Origin of the sequence: Streptomyces sp. NPDC093260 (genome assembly GCF_040683715.1) — a bacterium.
Classification (GTDB): domain Bacteria; phylum Actinomycetota; class Actinomycetes; order Streptomycetales; family Streptomycetaceae; genus Streptomyces; species Streptomyces sennicomposti.
On record NZ_JBFBEK010000035.1, the window covers coordinates 36,507 to 53,485 of the forward strand.

Below are 16,979 nucleotides of genomic sequence, written 5' to 3' on the forward strand. Positions count from 1 at the left end.
CCGGACGTGACAGCCACCGAGATCCGCCCGTCCGTGGGCCAGACGCTGCTGTGGTTCCTCGACCGCTACCGGGGCGAGGAGGGCGCTCTCAACTGCCCAGTGCTGTGCCGGCTGCGCGGTCCGCTCGACCGCGACCGGCTCCGGGAGGCGATCGGTCACGTGATCTCCCGGCACGAGGCGCTGCGCAGCACCTTCACCGGCGGGGGCCGCCGCCTCAGGGCGTTGGTGCACCCGGAGGTGTCACCACGGATCCGCGAGGTGGACCTGACCGGCGAGCCGGATCCCGGGGCGTGCGCCGACCGGGAGGCGGCCAGGGAACTGGGCACCCGGATCGACGCCACCGAAAGCGCCGTGCGCATCACCCTGTGGCGGCTCGCCGAGGACCATCACGTGCTCTGCTTCAACATGCACCACATGGTGACCGACTCGTGGTCCTGCAACGTGATCTTCGAGGACCTGTGCGCCGCGCTGGAGGGCAGGCCCTGCGGCGACGCCCCCGCGTACTCACGGTTCGCCGAGGAGCAGCGCGAGACCCTGGCAGGTCCTTCCGGGCAGCGGCTGAAGGCCTTCTGGAGCGAGCGCCTGAAGGACGTGACGCTGCCCCCGCTGCCGATCCGCCCGGCCACCGCGGGCGCGCCGCGCGACACCAGGCTCGTGCAGCACGTCCTGGACGCGCCGACGGTGGCCGCGCTGGACGCGTTGGCCAAGCGGGAGCGGTCGACGTTGTTCGTGGCCCTGCTCACCGCCTACTACCGGGCCCTGCAGTCGGTCAGCGGCGCCGAGGACCTGGCGGTGGCGACCCTGTTCGCCAATCGCAGCGCCGAACACCGGCGCACCGTGGGGTTCCTGGCCAACATGGTGCTGCTGCGGACCCGGCTGACCGGCGGCGACTTCACCGCGCACCTGCGGGCCACACACGGCACGGTGATGGAGGCGTTCGTCCACCAGGCGCTGCCGTTCCAGATGCTGCCGATCAATCCGGGCGGCACCGACCGCCGGCTCGACGACGTGGTGTTCCAGATGATGGCGGACCCGGTGTACTCGACCCGGGCCGGCGGGCTCGACATCGAGGTCCTGGTGCCCGACGGCGTCGCCACCCGATTCGAGCTGGAGCTGGTCGCCGTGCCCGACCGGGACACGGTGCGGGTGCTGCTGTTCTACAACCCCGACCGTTTCGACCCGGAGTTCGCCGAGTCGCTGCTCGCCGTGTACGTCGACATCTGCACGACCGCCGCCCGCAGCGCGGCGCCCCACACCGACCAGGCCGGGGCGCGCCCCCGGCAGCGCACGGGAGGCCACGATGACCAGTGAGGTGACGGCGGGACGCGCGCTGTCCGCCGGGGAGATCCGCGACACCGTCGCCGCGCGGCTGGAGCTCCCGGCCACGGAGATCGGCTTGGACGAGGACCTCGTCACGCTCGGCCTGGACTCCCTCGGGATGATGGACCTGGCGGCCTCCTGGCAGGAGGCCGGTGTGCGCGTGTCCTTCGGCGACCTGGTGGAGGAACCCACCGTGCGCGCCTGGGCCGCGCTGCTGTCCGGGACCGACGACGGCACTGGCCCGCGCCCGGAGGCGGAGCGGGACACGGCCGCCGGGACGGACGAGTTCCCGCTGGCCCCGATGCAGCACGCCTACTGGTCGGGCCGTCAGCCGGGCATGCCGCTGAACACCGGGTCGCACTTCTATTTCGAGTTCGACGTCACCGCCGACGTCGCGCGCTGGGACGGCGCGGTGGCCGCGGTGCGGCGCAGGCACCCCATGCTGCGGGCGGCCCTCAGCGAGGGGGGCCAGCGGATCCTGCCGCGGTGCCGGGGGCTGGACGAGGTCGTCGACCTGCGGGGTCTGGAGCACCCCGAACGCGAACAGCGTCTCGCGCGGCTGCGCGGGACCCTGTCGCACCAGACGCTGCCGCTCGACGAGGGGGGCGGGCTCGACGTGCGGCTGGCGCTGCTGCCGGCCGGGAAGGGCCGGCTCTTCCTCGACATCGACATGGCCGTCTGCGACGCGTCGAGCTTCCGGATCGTCGTCGGCGACCTGGCCCGCTCCTACGAGGACCCGGCCGGCGCGCCCGCGCAGCCCGCCCTGACCTTCCCCGAATACCGCCGCCTGGTCGCCGAGCACGGCCGGGAGCCCCGCCCGGAGGACGTCTCCTACTGGCGCGACCGTGCCGAGGACCTGCCCGAGGCGCCCCGGCTGCCGCTGGCCGCGCCGCCGGAGCGGATCGAGCGGGTGGACACGGTCCGGCGGCACGCCTGGCTGGCCCCGGAGACGTACGAACGGTTCTCCCAGCACGCGCGCAGCAACGGCCTGACGGTGTCCATGGCCGTCGCCGCCGCCTACGCGGACGTCCTCGCGACCTGGAGCGAGGAGTCGGAGTTCCTGCTCAACCTTCCGGTGCTGAACCGGATCCCGGTGCACCCGGAGGTCGGCCGGATCGTCGGGGACTTCACCGACCTGCTGCTGCTCCAGGTGGCGCCCGACATGCGCCGCACCTTCGTCGAGCGCGCCCACACGCTGCAGGAGCAGTACCGGCACGATGCCGCGCACACGGCGTACGGCGGCACTTCGGTACTGCGCGACCTCGCCAGGACCACCGCCGGGGCGAACCGGCGGGCGGGCGTCGTGTTCACCAGCGCGCTCAGCCTCGGTGAGCTGTTCGACGGGGCGACCCGTGCGGTGCTCGGCACCCCGGTGTGGATGAGTTCGCAGACGTCGGGCGTGTGGATCGACCTCCAGTTGATCGAGCACGACAGCGGCATGCTGATCAACTGGGAGACCGCCGAGAACCTCTTCGAGGCCGGTGTTCCCGAGGCGATGTTCGAGGCCTTCGTCAACCGGGTGCGGCTGCTCGCCTCGCAGCCCAGCGCCTGGTGGGAGAGCCTGCCGGTGCGACCGCCCGCACCGCAGCTCCAGGCCCGCCGCAGCGCCAACGACACCCGCGCGGACCTGCCCCGTCGGGCGCTGCACGAGGAGTTCTTCCGGCAGGCGGCCGAGCGTGGTGGGGCACCGGCGGCGCTCTGGGGCGACGGCCGGATGCTGACCTACGGGGAACTCGCCCAGCGGGCCCTGCGGCTGGCCCACGTCCTGCGCACCGCCGGTGTCGCCGCAGGCGACCGGGTCGTGATCACCCTGCCCAAGGGCGTCGAACAGGTGGTCGCGGTGCTGGCGGTGCACGCGCTGGGCGCGGCGTACGTGCCGGTGGGGACGGAACAGCCGGAGGCACGGCGGCGCGCCGTGGAGTCGCTGTCCGGCGCCCGCTGCGCGGTGACCGCGGGCCCGGCCCGGGACGCGGCCGACGGCCGGATCCCGCACATCGACGTACGGTGCGGCACCGACCGTGAACTGCCGCCGCTCGAGCGTCGGGCGGACGTTTCGCCGGACGCCCCCGCCTACGTGATCTTCACGTCCGGCTCGACCGGGGAACCCAAGGGCGTGGAGCTGACCCATGCGGCGGCCCACAACACCGTGGCCGCCCTGAACGAGCGCTACCGGATGGGCCCCGCCGACCGCACCCTGTGCCTGTCGGCGCTCGACTTCGACCTCTCCGTCTACGACATCTTCGGCCCCCTCACCTGCGGCGGCGCGCTGGTCCTGGTCGACGACGAGGAGCGGCGTTCCCCCGAGACGTGGCTGCGCAGGGCGGCCCAGCACCGGGCCACCGTCCTCAACTGCGTGCCCGCGCTGCTCGACATGGCGCTGGCCACGGCCTCGTCGCGGCCGGAGCCGGGCGGCTGGCCGTTCCGGCTCCAGCTCCTCGGCGGTGACTGGGCGGGGCTCGACCTGCCGGGCCGGGTGCACGCGCTGCGCCCGGACAGCGTGTTCGTGGTCCTGGGCGGCACCACGGAGACCGCGATCCACTCGACCGTCCAGGAGGTCACGGAGGTGGATCCCTCCTGGACCTCGATCCCGTACAACGTGCCGCTGCCGAATCAGTGCTGCCGGATCGTCGACGAGCACGGCGGCGACCGCCCCGACTGGGTGGCCGGGGAGCTGTGGATCGGCGGGGCCGGGGTGGCCCGGGGGTACGTGGGCGCACCGGAGCTGACCGCCGCGAAGTTCGTGGAGGCGGACGGCGCGCGCTGGTACCGCACCGGCGACCGGGCCCGCTACCGGCCCGGGGCCGTGATCGAGTTCCTCGGCCGCGCCGACCTCCAGGTCAAGGTGAACGGCTACCGCATCGAACCCGGCGAGGTCGAACGGGCGTTGAGCCTGCATCCCGGGGTGCGCGACGCCGTGGTGACGCCGGTCGCCGGGCACGGCGGCGCGCTGTACGCCCTGGTCGCCCCGGGCACGGCCGACGCCGAGGGAGCGCTGGTCACTGCCGCCCGGCAGGTGCCCCCGTACATGGTCCCCGCCCGCGCGGTGGCCGTCGACGAGCTGCCGCTGAGCCGCAACGGCAAGGTCGATCGCGCCGAGGCGGGGCGGCTGCTGGCCGCGATGGTGAGCGAGCGGATGTCCGGCGAAGCGTCGCACGCCCCGCGCGGTGCGGCGGAGGAGACGGTCGCCGCGCTGTGGGCGGACCTGCTCGGGTGCGGGCCCCTCGGCCGGAACACCAACTTCTTCCACATCGGCGGCGACAGCCTGCAGGCCGCCCGCCTGCTCGCCGCCCTGCGCCGGCAAGGGTACGAGGCCAGGCTCGGCGACCTGTTCACCCGTCCCACGGTGGGTGGTTTCGCCCAGACGCTGACGCGCACCGAGGCGCAGGCCCCCGGCACGGTCCCGGCCGACCCGGAGCACCGGTACGAGCCCTTCCCGCTCACCGACGTGCAGCGCGCCTACTGGCTCGGCCGCGACCCCGACTTCGTCCTCGGGGGCGTCGCCTCGTACTGGTACTGGGAGTTCGAGAGCGACCGGGTCGACCTGGACCGGCTGGAAGCCGCCTGGAACACGCTGGTGCGGCGGCACGAGATGCTGCGCGCCGTGCTGGACGGCGAGGGCGGCCAGCGCATCCTGCCCGAGGTGCCGCACTACCGGTTCGCGGTCACCCGCACCACCGCATCCGACCACGAGGAGGCGGTCGCCGCGCTGGGGGACATGGCGCAGCAGGTGCTCGACGTGACCTCATGGCCGCTGTTCGACGTGCGCGCCGTGCAACGGGACGACGGGCGCACGGTGTTCGGCGTGGGCTTCGACTACGTGGTGCTCGACGCGCTGTCGATCATGACCATCTTCACCGAGCTGAACGCGCTCTACGCCGACCCCCGCCGGGAACTCCCGGCACTGGAGCTGTCCTTCCGCGACTATCTGCTCGCCCGGCGCACCGATCCCGCCACGAAGGCGCGGGACGAGGAGTACTGGCTGAAGGCGATCGAGGAGCTGCCCCCGGCTCCGGCACTGCCCACGGCCCTGGACCCCGAGCGCGTCGACCGGCCGCGGTTCGTGCGGGACGAGTTCCGCATCGACTCGGCGACCTGGGCGAACCTCCGCCGGCGCACGGCCGACGAGGGGCTGACCGCGTCGACGGTCGTGGCGGCCGCCTTCGCCGAGGTGCTGGCGATGTGGAGCGCCGAGACCTCGCTGACGCTCAACCTGACGGTCTTCGACCGGCAGGACGTGCATCCCCAGGTGAACCAGGTGGTCGGCGACTTCACCTCGCTGCTGCTGCTCGGTCACCACAGCCGTCCCGGGGGTTCCTGGGCCGATACCGTGCGCCGGTTGCAGGAGCAGGTCTGGAAGGGCATCGAGCACCGCAACGTCTCCACCACCTGGGTGCTCCAGCAACTCGCCCGGCGCTCCGGGGGCGGGCAGATGCTGATGCCGGTGGTGTTCACCTCCACCCTCGGGGTGAGCGCGGACTTCAAGGACCTCTCCTTCGGGTTCGGTGAGCTGCGCCGCGGACTCTCCCAGAGCCCGCAGGTCGCCCTGGACTGCCAGGTGGTGGAGCGCGACGGCGGACTCGCCGTCAACTGGGACCATGTCGAGGGCCTCTACAGTCCCGGGGTGGTCCCGGCGGCCCTGGAGGCGATGCGCCGTCTGCTGGTGGCGCTCGCCGACAGCGACTGGTCCCGCCCGGCTCCGCCGATCGCCCTTCCCGAGGCGCAGGCGAAGGTCCGCGCCGAGGCGAACGCCACCGCCGTGGCCCGCCCCGCCCGTACGCTGCACGAGCCGGTCCTCGACGTCGCCCGCCGCACCCCCCTTGCCGTCGCCGTACGCACCCCGGCCGGCGGGACCCTGACCTACGCCGAGCTGGCCGGCCGGGTGCTCGGCGTCGCCGGACACCTGGTGTCGCTCGGGGCGCGGCCCGGCGAGACCGTGGTCGTCTCGCTGCCGAAGGGGCCCGACCAGGTGGTCGCGGTGCTCGGCGTGCTGGCCGCGGGCTGCGCGTACGTACCGGTGGGACTGGGCCAGCCGGCCGCGCGCCGCAACCGGATCGTGCGGTCCTCCGGGGCGCGCCTGGCCCTGGTCGCGGACGGCCCGGAGTCCGGCGGGGACTGGGACGAGGCGGTGCGGCTGGTGCCGGTGGCCGAGGCCTCGGCGGCCGCACCGCTCGCGGAGCCGGTGCCGGTCGACCCGGGACAGCTCGCGTACGTCATCTACACCTCGGGCTCCACCGGCGAGCCCAAGGGGGTGGAGATCACCCACGCGGCCGCCGCCAACACCATCGACGACGTCAACGCCCGCTACGGCGTGGGGCCCGCCGACGTGGTCCTCCAGGTCTCGGCGCTCGACTTCGACCTGTCCGTCTACGACCTGTTCGGACTGCTCGCGGTGGGCGGCACCGTGGTGACCCTCACCGAGGACGTCCGGCGGGAGGCGGTCGTCTGGGCCCGTCTCGCCGCCGAACACGGGGTCACCGTCTGGAACACGGTGCCCACCCTGCTCGACATGCTGCTGGTGGCCTGCGAGTCGGGCGCGAGCCTGCCGGGGCTGCGCGTGGCGATCGTCTCCGGCGACTGGATCGGGCTGGACCTCTGCGACCGGCTGCGGGCGAGCGCCCCGAACGCCCTGCTCGTCGCCATGGGCGGTGCCACCGAGGCGTCGATCTGGTCGAACGCCCACGAGGTGACCGCCGTCGATCCCGCGTGGGTGTCGATCCCGTACGGGCGTCCACTGGCCAACCAGCGCTTCCGCGTGGTCGACGCACACGGCCGGGACCGGCCCGACTTCGTGCCCGGCGAGCTGTGGATCGGGGGCTCCGGTGTGGCGCTCGGCTACCGCGCGGACCCGGACCGCACAGCGGCCTCGTTCGTCGCGGCCGGGGGCGAGAGGTGGTACCGCACCGGCGACCTGGGCCGCTACCACCCCTCGGGGATCCTGGAGTTCCTGGGCCGGCGCGACCACCAGGTGAAGGTGCGCGGGCACCGGATCGAACTCGGCGAGATCGAGACCGGGCTGCGCGAACTGCCCGGTGTGGCCGGCGCGGTGGCATGGGTCGACGTCAGCGCCGGGGTGCGCCGCCTGGCCGCGGTCGTCACCCCGGAGCAGGGCGCGGATCCCGCACCGTCGGCGGCGAAGGTGCTGGCGGCGCTGGCCGCGCACCTGCCCGCCCACATGCTTCCCGAACACCTCACCGTCGTCGAGCGACTGCCCCTGAACGCGAACGCCAAGGTCGACCGCGCCGCCGTCGCGCGGACCTACGGGCTGCGGCACACGGCGCAGGAGCCCGCGGCGGACGACCGTCCGCGGGGGGACACCGAACGCGCCGTGGCCGAGGTGTGGGCCGATCTGCTGGAGGCCCCGAGGGTGGGCCGCAGCGCCAACTTCTTCGGCCTCGGCGGTGACAGCCTCGTCGCCACCCGGATCATCCAGCAGTTCGCCAAGCGCTTCGGCGTGGAGCTCTCGCTGCGCCAGCTCTTCAACCACCCGACCATCGCCGGGATCGCCGCCGTCCTCGACGCCGAGATCTCCGGCAGCCACCCGCGCCAAGCCTCCGTCCGACTGGAAGAAGGTGTCCTGTGACCGCCGCCGACATCATCAGCGAACTCGAACAGGCTGGACTGCACCTGTGGGAGGACGAGGGCAGACTCCGGTTCCGGGGCCCCGAGGGGACCATGACCCCCGAGCGCCGGGCCCTGCTTTCCGGCTGCCGGGAGGACGTGCTCCGGGCGCTGCGCGAGCGCGGCCCGCAGCAGGTGCGGCCCGATCCCGACGCCGCCCATGAGCCGTTCCCGCTCACCGAGGTCCAGTCGGCCTACCTGCTGGGCCGCCGGGGCGCCTTCGAGTACGGCTCGGTGCCCTGTCACGCCTACGGGGAGCTGGAGTTCCCCGCGCTGGAGCGGGACCGGCTGCTGCGGGCCTGGCAGCAGGTGGTCGACCGGCACGAGATGCTGCGCGTGGTCATCGACTACGACGGCTACCAGCGGGTGCTGAAGGATCCGCCCGCCCCCGTCATCGGCTGGCACGACGCGACCGCGCTGCCCGCGGCGGCGGGCGAGGAGATCCTCCGCGAGGTCCGCGGCCGGCTCTCCGCGGAGTCCAAGGACGTCACCACGTGCCCGCTGTACTCACTGGAGGTCACCGAGTTCGCCGACCGGGCCGTCCTGCACTTCTCCATCGACTTCCTGATCGCCGACTACGTGAGCATCTACCGGCTGCTGGACGAGTTCGGCACGTTCTACGAGGACCCCGACGCCGCTCTCGCGGCCCCCGGGATCTCGTTCCGTGACTATCTGCGGGCGGAACGGGCCGTGCGCCAGGGGCCCGCGTACGAGCGCGACCGCGACTACTGGACAACGCGCCTGGACAGGCTGCCGCCCGCCCCCGAACTGCCGTTGGCCGACCGGCCCAGCCGACAGGGTGCGGCCGGTTTCACCCGGCGCGAGCTGCGACTCGAGCCCGCGCAGTGGTCGGCGCTCAAGACGCGTGCCGGGAAACAGCAGGTCTCCGCCTCGACGGCCGTCATGGCCGCGTACGCCGAGGTGATCGGCCGCTGGAGCCGCAGCCCCCGGTTCACGCTCGACGTGACGGTGCTCAGCCGACTGCCGCTGCACCCGGACGTGGGCGCCGTCGTGGGCGACTTCACCTCCGTCGAGCTGCTGGCCATCGACGGCGGCTGCGCCGACACCTTCGCCGGACGTGCCCGCAGGGCGGGCGAGCAGCTCTTCGAGGATCTCGACCACCGGCTGTTCTCGGGCGTGGAGGTGCTGCGCGAGCTGACCCGCCGCCGGGGCCAGCAGGGTTCGATGATGCCGGTGGTGTTCACCAGCGCCATCGGACTCTCCGACGGTCTCGCCCCCCAGGGCATGATGCGCTCCCAGATCCGCAACGGCATCAGTCAGACGCCGCAGGTCTGGGTGGACTGCCAGGCGATGGAGGCCGCGGGGGCGCTGCTCGTCAACTGGGACGTGCGCGACGACACCGTGCCCCAGCCGGTCCTCGATGACATGTTCGCCGCGTTCCGGGACCTCCTGCACCGGCTCGCCGACGGGGACGAGGCGTGGGAGGGCGACCCGCTCACCCTGCCCGCCCACCAGGCGCGGCGACGCGCGGCGGTCAACGCCACGGCCCGGCCCGTGAGCGACGCGCTGCTGCACCGGGCGCTGCTCGACACGGCACGCCGGTGCCCGGACGCGACGGCGGTGATCGACCACCGCGGAAGGGTCGACTACGCGACGCTGACCGGCCGGGCCGCCGCCGTGGCCGCCGCGCTCACCGCGCGGGGCCACCGGCCGCACCAGCGGGTCGCGGTGGTGATGGAGAAGGGCTGGGAGCAGGTCGCCGGGGCGCTCGGGGTGCTGCTGGCCGGGGGCACGTACGTGCCGGTCGAGGCGGGCCAGCCCGACGCCCGGCGGGACAGGATCATCGAGTCCGCCGGGATCGGCCTGGTGATCGCGCACAGCACGGTCGGCGGCGAACTGCCCGCAGGGGTCGGACGTGTCGACGTGGACCGCCTGTCCACGGCCGCTCTCGACGAGGTCGCGGTCTCCCCGGACGACTCGGCGTACGTCATCTTCACCTCCGGCTCGACCGGCGAGCCGAAGGGCGTGGAGATCAGTCACCGTGCTGCCGTCAACACCCTGGACGACGTGTGCCGAAGGTTCGGGATCGGCCGTGACGACGTCGCGCTGGGGCTGTCGGGCCTGGGCTTCGACCTGTCGGTCTTCGACGTCTTCGGAGTCCTCGGCCGGGGTGGCACCCTGGTGCTTCCCGACGCGGAGCGGCGCAGCGACCCCTCGCACTGGGCCGAGCTGATCACCGGGCACGGCGTGACGGTGCTGAACACGGTGCCCGCCCAGATGATGCTGCTGGAGGAGTACCTGCGCGGCGACGGCCGCGACTGCGCAAGCGTGCGCCTCGGCATGATGTCGGGCGACTGGATACCCGTGACGCTCCCTGACGCCGTACGCGCACGGCTCCCGCAGGTGGAGCTGTACAGCCTCGGCGGCGCCACCGAAGCGTCGATCTGGTCGGTCTTCCACCCGATCGGCGAGGTCGACACGGCCGCTCCGAGCATCCCGTACGGCACTCCGCTGGAGAACCAGCGCTTCCACGTGCTCGACGCGTTCCTGCGGCCCTGCCCCGACCTCGTCGTGGGCGACCTGTACATCGCCGGCACCGGCCTCGCCAAGGGCTACCTGGGCGACCCGGAGAAGACCGCGGCGAGCTTCTTCGCGCTGCCGGACGGCGAGCGGGTGTACCGCACCGGCGACCTCGCCCGCTATCTGCCCGACGGCACCCTGGAGTTCATCGGCCGCGACGACCGGCAGGTCAAGATCCGCGGCCACCGCATCGAACTGGCCGAGGTGGAGGCGGCCCTGGCCGCCGACCCGCAGGTCGACGCGGTGGCGGTGACCACGCAGGGGGAGCGCAACGACCGCAGACTGGTCGCCTTCGTCTCGCCCTCGCCCGCCGACCCGGCCGACCACGCCGTGGACGCGGCCCTCGTGCCCGAGGTGCTCGCGGCGGCCGAGGAGATCCGCGACGGGGTGGACGTCGCGAAGGTGGTCGAGTTCGCTGCCGTGCTCGACGACGCGGCGCTGCGCCGCATGGTCGACGTCCTGCGTCAGGAAGGCATGTGGCCGAACGCCGCCACGCGTCACAGCACCTCCGAGATCATGCGGCTGGCCAGGGTGGCCCCCCGGCACGAGCGGCTGGTGCGTCGCTGGCTGGCCGCCTGCGTGGAGAACGGCTACCTGGACCGGGCCGCGGACGGCACGATCGGCTGTCTGCGCCCGGTCACCCCCGAGGACGTCGAGCAGGCGTGGGCCGAGGTCGACCGGCTGCTGCCCAAGGCCAACGACCGTCCCGAGCTGGTGAACTACTTCAAGCTCGCCGCCACCCACCTGCCGGAGCTGATGCGCGACGAGCGGGACCCGTTGCGCATGCTGTTCCCCGAGGGCGACCTGGGCATCCACGAGGCCGCCTACATGGAGGGCTTCCTCTCCCGCTACCTCAACCGGCTGGCCACCTCCACCGTGCTGGGCGTGGCCCGGCGCAACACCTCCGGCCGTCCGCTGCGGGTGCTGGAGGTCGGCGCGGGCGTAGGCGGCACCAGTGCCGACACCATTCCGGCGCTCGACGGCGAGAACGTCCGTTACACCTTCAGCGACGTGTCGCAGTTCTTCCTGAACAAGGCCGGTGAGAGGTTCGCCGAACACCCCTGGGTGGACTACGCGCTGTTCGACTTCAACGAGCCGTACCGCGAACAGGGCGTCAGACCGAACTCGGTGGACGTGATCCTGTGCGGCAACGTCATGCACTACGCGAAGGACGCCCGCGCCGTCCTGCGCCGGATGCGCGAGGCGCTGGTGCCCGGCGGATGGCTGGTCTTCATCGAGACCACCCGCGACAACTACCAGATCCTCACCTCGATGGAGTTCCTCTTCGACGCCACCGCAGGGGACTTCCAGGACGTGCGCCACGGCAAGGACCAGACTTTCATCGGTCGCGGACAGTGGTTCGACCTGCTGGCCGAGGCCGGGGCCGACCTGGAGCTGTGCGTCCCGGCACCGGAGGACGAGCTGGCCCGCATCGGGATGCACGTCTTCGCGGCCCGGTTCAAGACCGACCGCGAGCCGCTCGACACCGAGGAGCTGACCCGGCGGCTCGCCGAGCGGCTCCCGGCGGAGATGATCCCGTCGCGCTTCGAGGTGCTGGACGCGCTGCCGCTGACCGACAACGGCAAGGTCGACCGCGCCACCCTGGCCCGGTGGGCCGAAGAGCAGCGCGCGGCGGGCGCCGCGGTCGCCGGGGAGAGCGTGCGCGAGGCCGGCGAACTGGAGTTGGCTGTCGCCGCGGTCTACGCGGAGGTCCTGCGCGCGCCGGAGGTGCCGCTCGACACCAACTTCTACGCGCTGGGCGGGGATTCGCTGCTCGCCGCGCAGCTCGTCACGGCGCTGCGCGAGCAGGTGCCGGCTGCGGCCGAGGTCTTCTTCGACGAGTTGCTGCGCGAACTGCTGGGCGGCGCGTCGGTGCGCGAGCTGTCCGCGTTCCTCCAGCAGGGGCAGGACGTGTCCGAGGAGAGCGGGGCCGGCGACGAGCTGGTGCTGACCGGAACGGCGGACGCTCTCGGCAACCCGGTGCACGTCCTGGTCGGCGACGGTCTGGGCGGCCAGGTGGAGCGGCTCGCCGCCGGCCTCGGGACGCTCGACCCGGTGGTGGTGGTGCCGCCGGTGCGGGTGGCCGAGGGGCAGAGCCTGGACGACGTGGCGCAGGAGATCGTAGCGCGGGTACGGGCGTTGAGCCCGGGTCCGTTCCACTTGGTCGGCGCGCACAGCGGGGGCGTGCTGGCGCTCGCCGTCGCCCGGCAACTGGCCGAGCTCGGCAGCCCGGTGTGCGGGCTGACCGTGCTGAGCAGCTACCCGCTGCCCGCCACCGTCCGCGACGACGTCCTGGAAGAGGCGCTGTTCTGCCTGGACCGCGGGCAGGACCCGGCCGCCCTGGGCTACCCCGGGGTCCCCGCGCTCGGGTCGGCGCTCGCCGCGCTCGCCCCCGCCGGTGACATTCCGCCCGGTGCGCTGGCCGCACTGGCGGGCCGGAGCGAGCCGGAGCTGCGAACCGTGGGCGAGACGGCCGCCGCACTCGGCGCGCTCTCGCGCGAGGACCGGCTGGCCGCGCTCGCCGGGGCGCTGGGGCTCGGCGCGGACGAACTCGCCGAACGCCTCGCACGCGGACGGGCGCTGGCGGGCTGCGTCGTCGCCCACGACCCCGGTCTGTACACCGGGGAGGCCCGGCTGCTGGTGCACGAAGAGGAGTCCCCGCTCTGGCCCACGATGGCCGCCGACATGACCGCGCTGTGGGAGTCGGTCTGCGTGGGCGGACTCCTGCGACAGAGCGTCCCGGGCGACCATTTCACCTGCCGTGAGCTGGTCACCTCCGATGTGATCGACCTGCCCGACGAGGAGAACGCGTGAGCGAGCACAGCACCCCGTCGGTCGCGGTGGTCGGCGCCTACGGCGCCGTCGGCGCGGCCGCCGTACGGGCCATCGCCGACCGCCGTCCCGACGCCGTCGTACGGCTCGGCGGGCGCGACCGCAGCCAGGCCGAGACCCTGCTGGCCAAGTCGGGTCTGCGCGGCGAGGCGGTCGAGGTGGACCTGTACGACGGCCGGTCGCTGGCCCGGTTCTGCCGCGGCGCGCGTGTCGTCCTCAACTGCGCGGGCCCGTCCTACCAGGTCCTCGACCGGGTGGCCTGGGCCGCGGCCGCGGCCGGCGCCGACTATGTCGACCCGGGCGGTGACGAACCGCTGCTGGAAGCACTGACCCGGCCGGGCACCTTCACCGGTACCGCCGTCATCACGGCGGGCATGCAGCCCGGCCTGACCGGTCTGCTCCCCCGCCACCTGTGCTCCACCATGAGCCGGCCGCGACGGCTGACGGCCTACGTCGGCACGATGGACCGGCTCACCCCGGCCGGAGCCGCCGACTACCTGCTGTCCATGGGCGGCGCGTACGGTGAGGCCCGCAGCGCGATCAGGGGCGGCATCCGCGTGGAGCGCGAGCTGGAGCCCCGGACCGGCGTCGAGCTGCCCTACGCGCACAACCGGGTGGACGTCTACCCGTACCTGAGTTTCGAGTCCGCGCGGCTCCCCGAAATCACCGGGCTCACGGAGATCGACTGGTACAACGTCTTCGACGGCGGCGCGCACATGATGAACTGCCTCAGCAGACTCCAGGGAGCGATGCGCGGCGAGTCCGCTCTCGCCGAGGCGGCCGAGGACCTCACTCGTGCCGCGGCACTCGACCTGTTCGGCAGGGATCCGTTCCAGCTCATGCTGTTCGAGGTCACCGGCACCGACGACACCGGACGCCCGGCCACCCGCAGCCTGGCCCTGCGCGCCGGCGACACCTACGCCCTGACCGGCCTCGCCAGTGCGCTGGCCGTGCTGGCGGTGCTCGACGGCAGGACAGGCCCGGGGGTGCACTTCGGCTCCGACGTGCTCGACGCCGAGACCGTGCTCGCCGCTCTGCGGGCGGAGCCCGCGGTCGGGCTGCTGGAGGTCGTCGGCCGGCCGATCCTGGCGGCCCGCGCCATGGAAGAGGGCGAACTGTGACCCGCCCGCGTGTCCTGGTGGCCGGTACCGGCTTCGGCCGCGCCTACCTGGCGGCGTTCGAGCGGGCCGACTTCGGCTTCGAGCTGGCCGGGATCCTCGCGTCCGGCAGCGCCCGCAGCCGCGCCTGCGCCGCGCACCACGGTGTACCGCTGTGGTCCACGGTCGAGGAGGTGCCCGACGACGTCGACCTGGCCTGTGTGGTCGTCGGCGGGGTGATGAACGGCGGCCCCGGGCCCCGGCTCTCCCAGGCGCTGATGCGCCGCGGCGTGCACGTCCTGCAGGAACACCCCCTGCATCCGGATGAGTTGGTGGCGTGCCTGCGCGCCGCCACCGAGTCCGGGGTGGTGTTCCGGCTGAACACCCACTATCCGCACGTGGAGCCGGTGCGCCGGTTCATCGGCGCCGCCCGCGACCTGGTGGCCCGGCAGCAGCCGCTGTTCCTCGACGTGACCTGTGCGTTCCAGGTGCTCTACACGGTCTTCGACATCCTGGGCCAAGCGCTGGGGTCGATCCGCCCGCACAGCGTCGACGGGGCGCTCGCGGAGGCGCCGGAGGCGCCGTACCGGAGTCTCACCGGCCGCTTCGCCGGTGTCCCGATGTCCTTCCGGCTCCAGAACGAGCTGGTGCCCTCCGACCCGGACAACTACAGCCATCTCTTCCACCGCATCAGCCTGGGCACGGACGGGGGGCACCTCACCCTGGTCAACACACACGGTCCGGTGCAGTGGAGCATGCGTCCCCACATGCCGGACGACATGAGGGAACTGGTGCGCCTCGGCGACTCCGCCGCCCCCCACCTCATGGTGCCGAGCGTGGAGCACCTGGGTCCGCCGCAGGGCGCCTCGTACAGCGAGGTGCTGCGCGAACTGTGGCCGCAGGCCACGGCACGGGCCATCACCGCAACCTGGGACGAGGTCCGGTCGGGCGCCGACAGCCGGGGGCACGTCCAGTACCACGTGGCCCTGGCGAAGCTGGCGATGCGCCTGAGCGAGGCCTGCGGGCCGGTACGGCTGCGCCACCCGAAGGCGCCGCCGGAACTCCTCGCCGCCGCCGACCTGCTGGACGTCCCATGAGCACCGATGTCCCGAGCCCGTGGCTGCGCTGCTACTTTCCCCGGCCCGGGGCCGTGCGGCGCCTCGTGTTCTTCCCGCACGGCGGCGGGGCCGCGAGCTTCTACCGCCCGCTGGTGCGCGACCTGCCCGAGGGCGTCGAGGGCATGGTGGTGCAGTACCCCGGCCGGGAGGACCGCCTCGGCGAGCCCTGCTGCACCGACATGCCCGGCCTCGTGGAGCCGCTGGCCAAGGCACTGACCCGACTGGACGACAAGCCCGTGTGGTTCTTCGGGCACAGCATGGGCGCCTCCGTCGCGCACGAGGTCACCCGGCTCCTCGGCACGGCGGGCGAGGCGCTCCCGGAGCGGCTGATCGTCTCCGGCCGTCCGGGACCGGCTTGGCAGCGCCCGGACGACAAGCACCTGGACGACGAGCAGCTGTGGGCCGACGTGTGCCGGCTCGGCGGCACCGACGGACGGCTGCTCCGGCTGCCGGGCCTGCGCGAGATGACGCTGCCGATGCTCCGCGCGGACTACCGGCTGGTGGGCACCTACCGTCCCGGGACCGGACGCGACCTGTCGGTGCCGGTGAGCGTCTGTTACGGCACCGAGGACCCCGAGGTCGACGCGGCGGACGCGGCGGCCTGGGCGGAGGCCAGTTCGGCGCAGACGGAGCTGGCCTCGTTCCCGGGCGGCCATTTCTATCTGCGGGGGCCCGCCCGCGAGGAGTTGACGCACTGGCTGGCCCAACGGCTGGCCGGCCACCCCCGGCACTCCCACACCGACCCCGCGGGAAGGAACCGAGGATGATCGTACGACCCGTCGTGGAGAAGTACGCCGAGGAGGTCTCCTCCCCCGCGCCGCCCTGGCTGGCCGCCCTGGTCGCCGACACCGAGGCCGAGACGGACCTGCCGGCCATGATGGTGGGGAGTCTGGAGGGGGAGTTCCTGGCTTCTCTGGTGTTCGCCCTGCGGCCCCGCCGCATCCTGGAGATCGGCACCTTCACCGGCTACTCCGCGCTCTGCATGGCCCAGGCGATGCCGGAGGGCGCCGAGCTCCACACCTGTGAACTGAATCCGCTGCACGCCTCGATCGCGCGCAAGCACTTCGCGGCCTCACCCTGGGCGGAGCGCATACACCTCTGGGAGGGCCCGGCCCTCACGTCGGTCGGGGACCTGCCCGGCCCCTTCGACCTGGTCTTCGTCGACGCCGACAAGCCCGGGTACATCGACTACTACGAGGCCGTGCTGCCGAAGCTGTCCCCGCACGGTCTGCTCCTGGCCGACAACGTCCTCCAGTTCGGCGGCGTCGCCAACGAGCGGGACCAGCAGCCCGACACCGTCGCGATGCGCGCGTTCAACGCGCATGTCGCGGCCGACGCCCGGGTGCGGCAGAGCGTGCTCACCGTGCGTGAGGGCGTGAGTGTCATCCGGCGGGTCGGCTGACCGGACCCGCGTGCACGTGACGGCGCCCGGACCTCGCGCGGGGTCCGGGCG

At 73.3% G+C, this 16,979-nt stretch carries 7 protein-coding genes; all 7 read left to right on the forward strand.

Annotation, left to right across the window (positions count from 1 at the left end):
• Positions 1-6 precede the first annotated feature (6 nt).
• Genes AB0N63_RS31675 through AB0N63_RS31705 form a run of 7 tightly spaced genes read left to right on the forward strand, consistent with a single transcriptional unit; the run spans position 7 to position 16,928 of the window.
• The gene (locus AB0N63_RS31675) at positions 7-1,311 is read left to right on the forward strand and encodes a condensation domain-containing protein (protein WP_365534457.1); all 1,305 of its coding nucleotides are present in this window, start codon (positions 7-9) and stop codon (positions 1,309-1,311) included.
• Positions 1,301-7,900 carry an amino acid adenylation domain-containing protein gene (locus AB0N63_RS31680; protein ID WP_365534459.1) on the forward strand — a complete coding sequence of 2,200 codons (6,600 nt, stop codon included), beginning with the start codon at positions 1,301-1,303 and terminating at the stop codon, positions 7,898-7,900. The genes AB0N63_RS31675 and AB0N63_RS31680 overlap by 11 nt, the downstream gene beginning before the upstream one ends.
• Positions 7,897-13,293 (forward strand): amino acid adenylation domain-containing protein, encoded by a 5,397-nt coding sequence (locus tag AB0N63_RS31685; RefSeq protein WP_365534462.1) that lies wholly within the window; start codon positions 7,897-7,899, stop codon positions 13,291-13,293. Before AB0N63_RS31680 ends, AB0N63_RS31685 begins: the two co-directional genes overlap by 4 nt.
• Complete coding sequence (locus AB0N63_RS31690) at positions 13,290-14,432, forward strand: saccharopine dehydrogenase NADP-binding domain-containing protein (RefSeq protein WP_365534463.1); 1,143 nt, start codon at positions 13,290-13,292, stop codon at positions 14,430-14,432. The genes AB0N63_RS31685 and AB0N63_RS31690 overlap by 4 nt, the downstream gene beginning before the upstream one ends.
• Positions 14,429-15,505, forward strand: a complete 1,077-nt coding sequence (locus AB0N63_RS31695) for a Gfo/Idh/MocA family oxidoreductase (RefSeq protein WP_365534465.1) — start codon at positions 14,429-14,431, stop codon at positions 15,503-15,505. Before AB0N63_RS31690 ends, AB0N63_RS31695 begins: the two co-directional genes overlap by 4 nt.
• The gene (locus tag AB0N63_RS31700) at positions 15,502-16,293 is read left to right on the forward strand and encodes an alpha/beta fold hydrolase (protein ID WP_365534468.1); all 792 of its coding nucleotides are present in this window, start codon (positions 15,502-15,504) and stop codon (positions 16,291-16,293) included. Before AB0N63_RS31695 ends, AB0N63_RS31700 begins: the two co-directional genes overlap by 4 nt.
• Entirely contained in the window at positions 16,290-16,928 is a 639-nt protein-coding gene (locus AB0N63_RS31705; RefSeq protein WP_365534470.1) for an O-methyltransferase, read from the forward strand. Before AB0N63_RS31700 ends, AB0N63_RS31705 begins: the two co-directional genes overlap by 4 nt.
• Positions 16,929-16,979 lie beyond the last annotated feature (51 nt).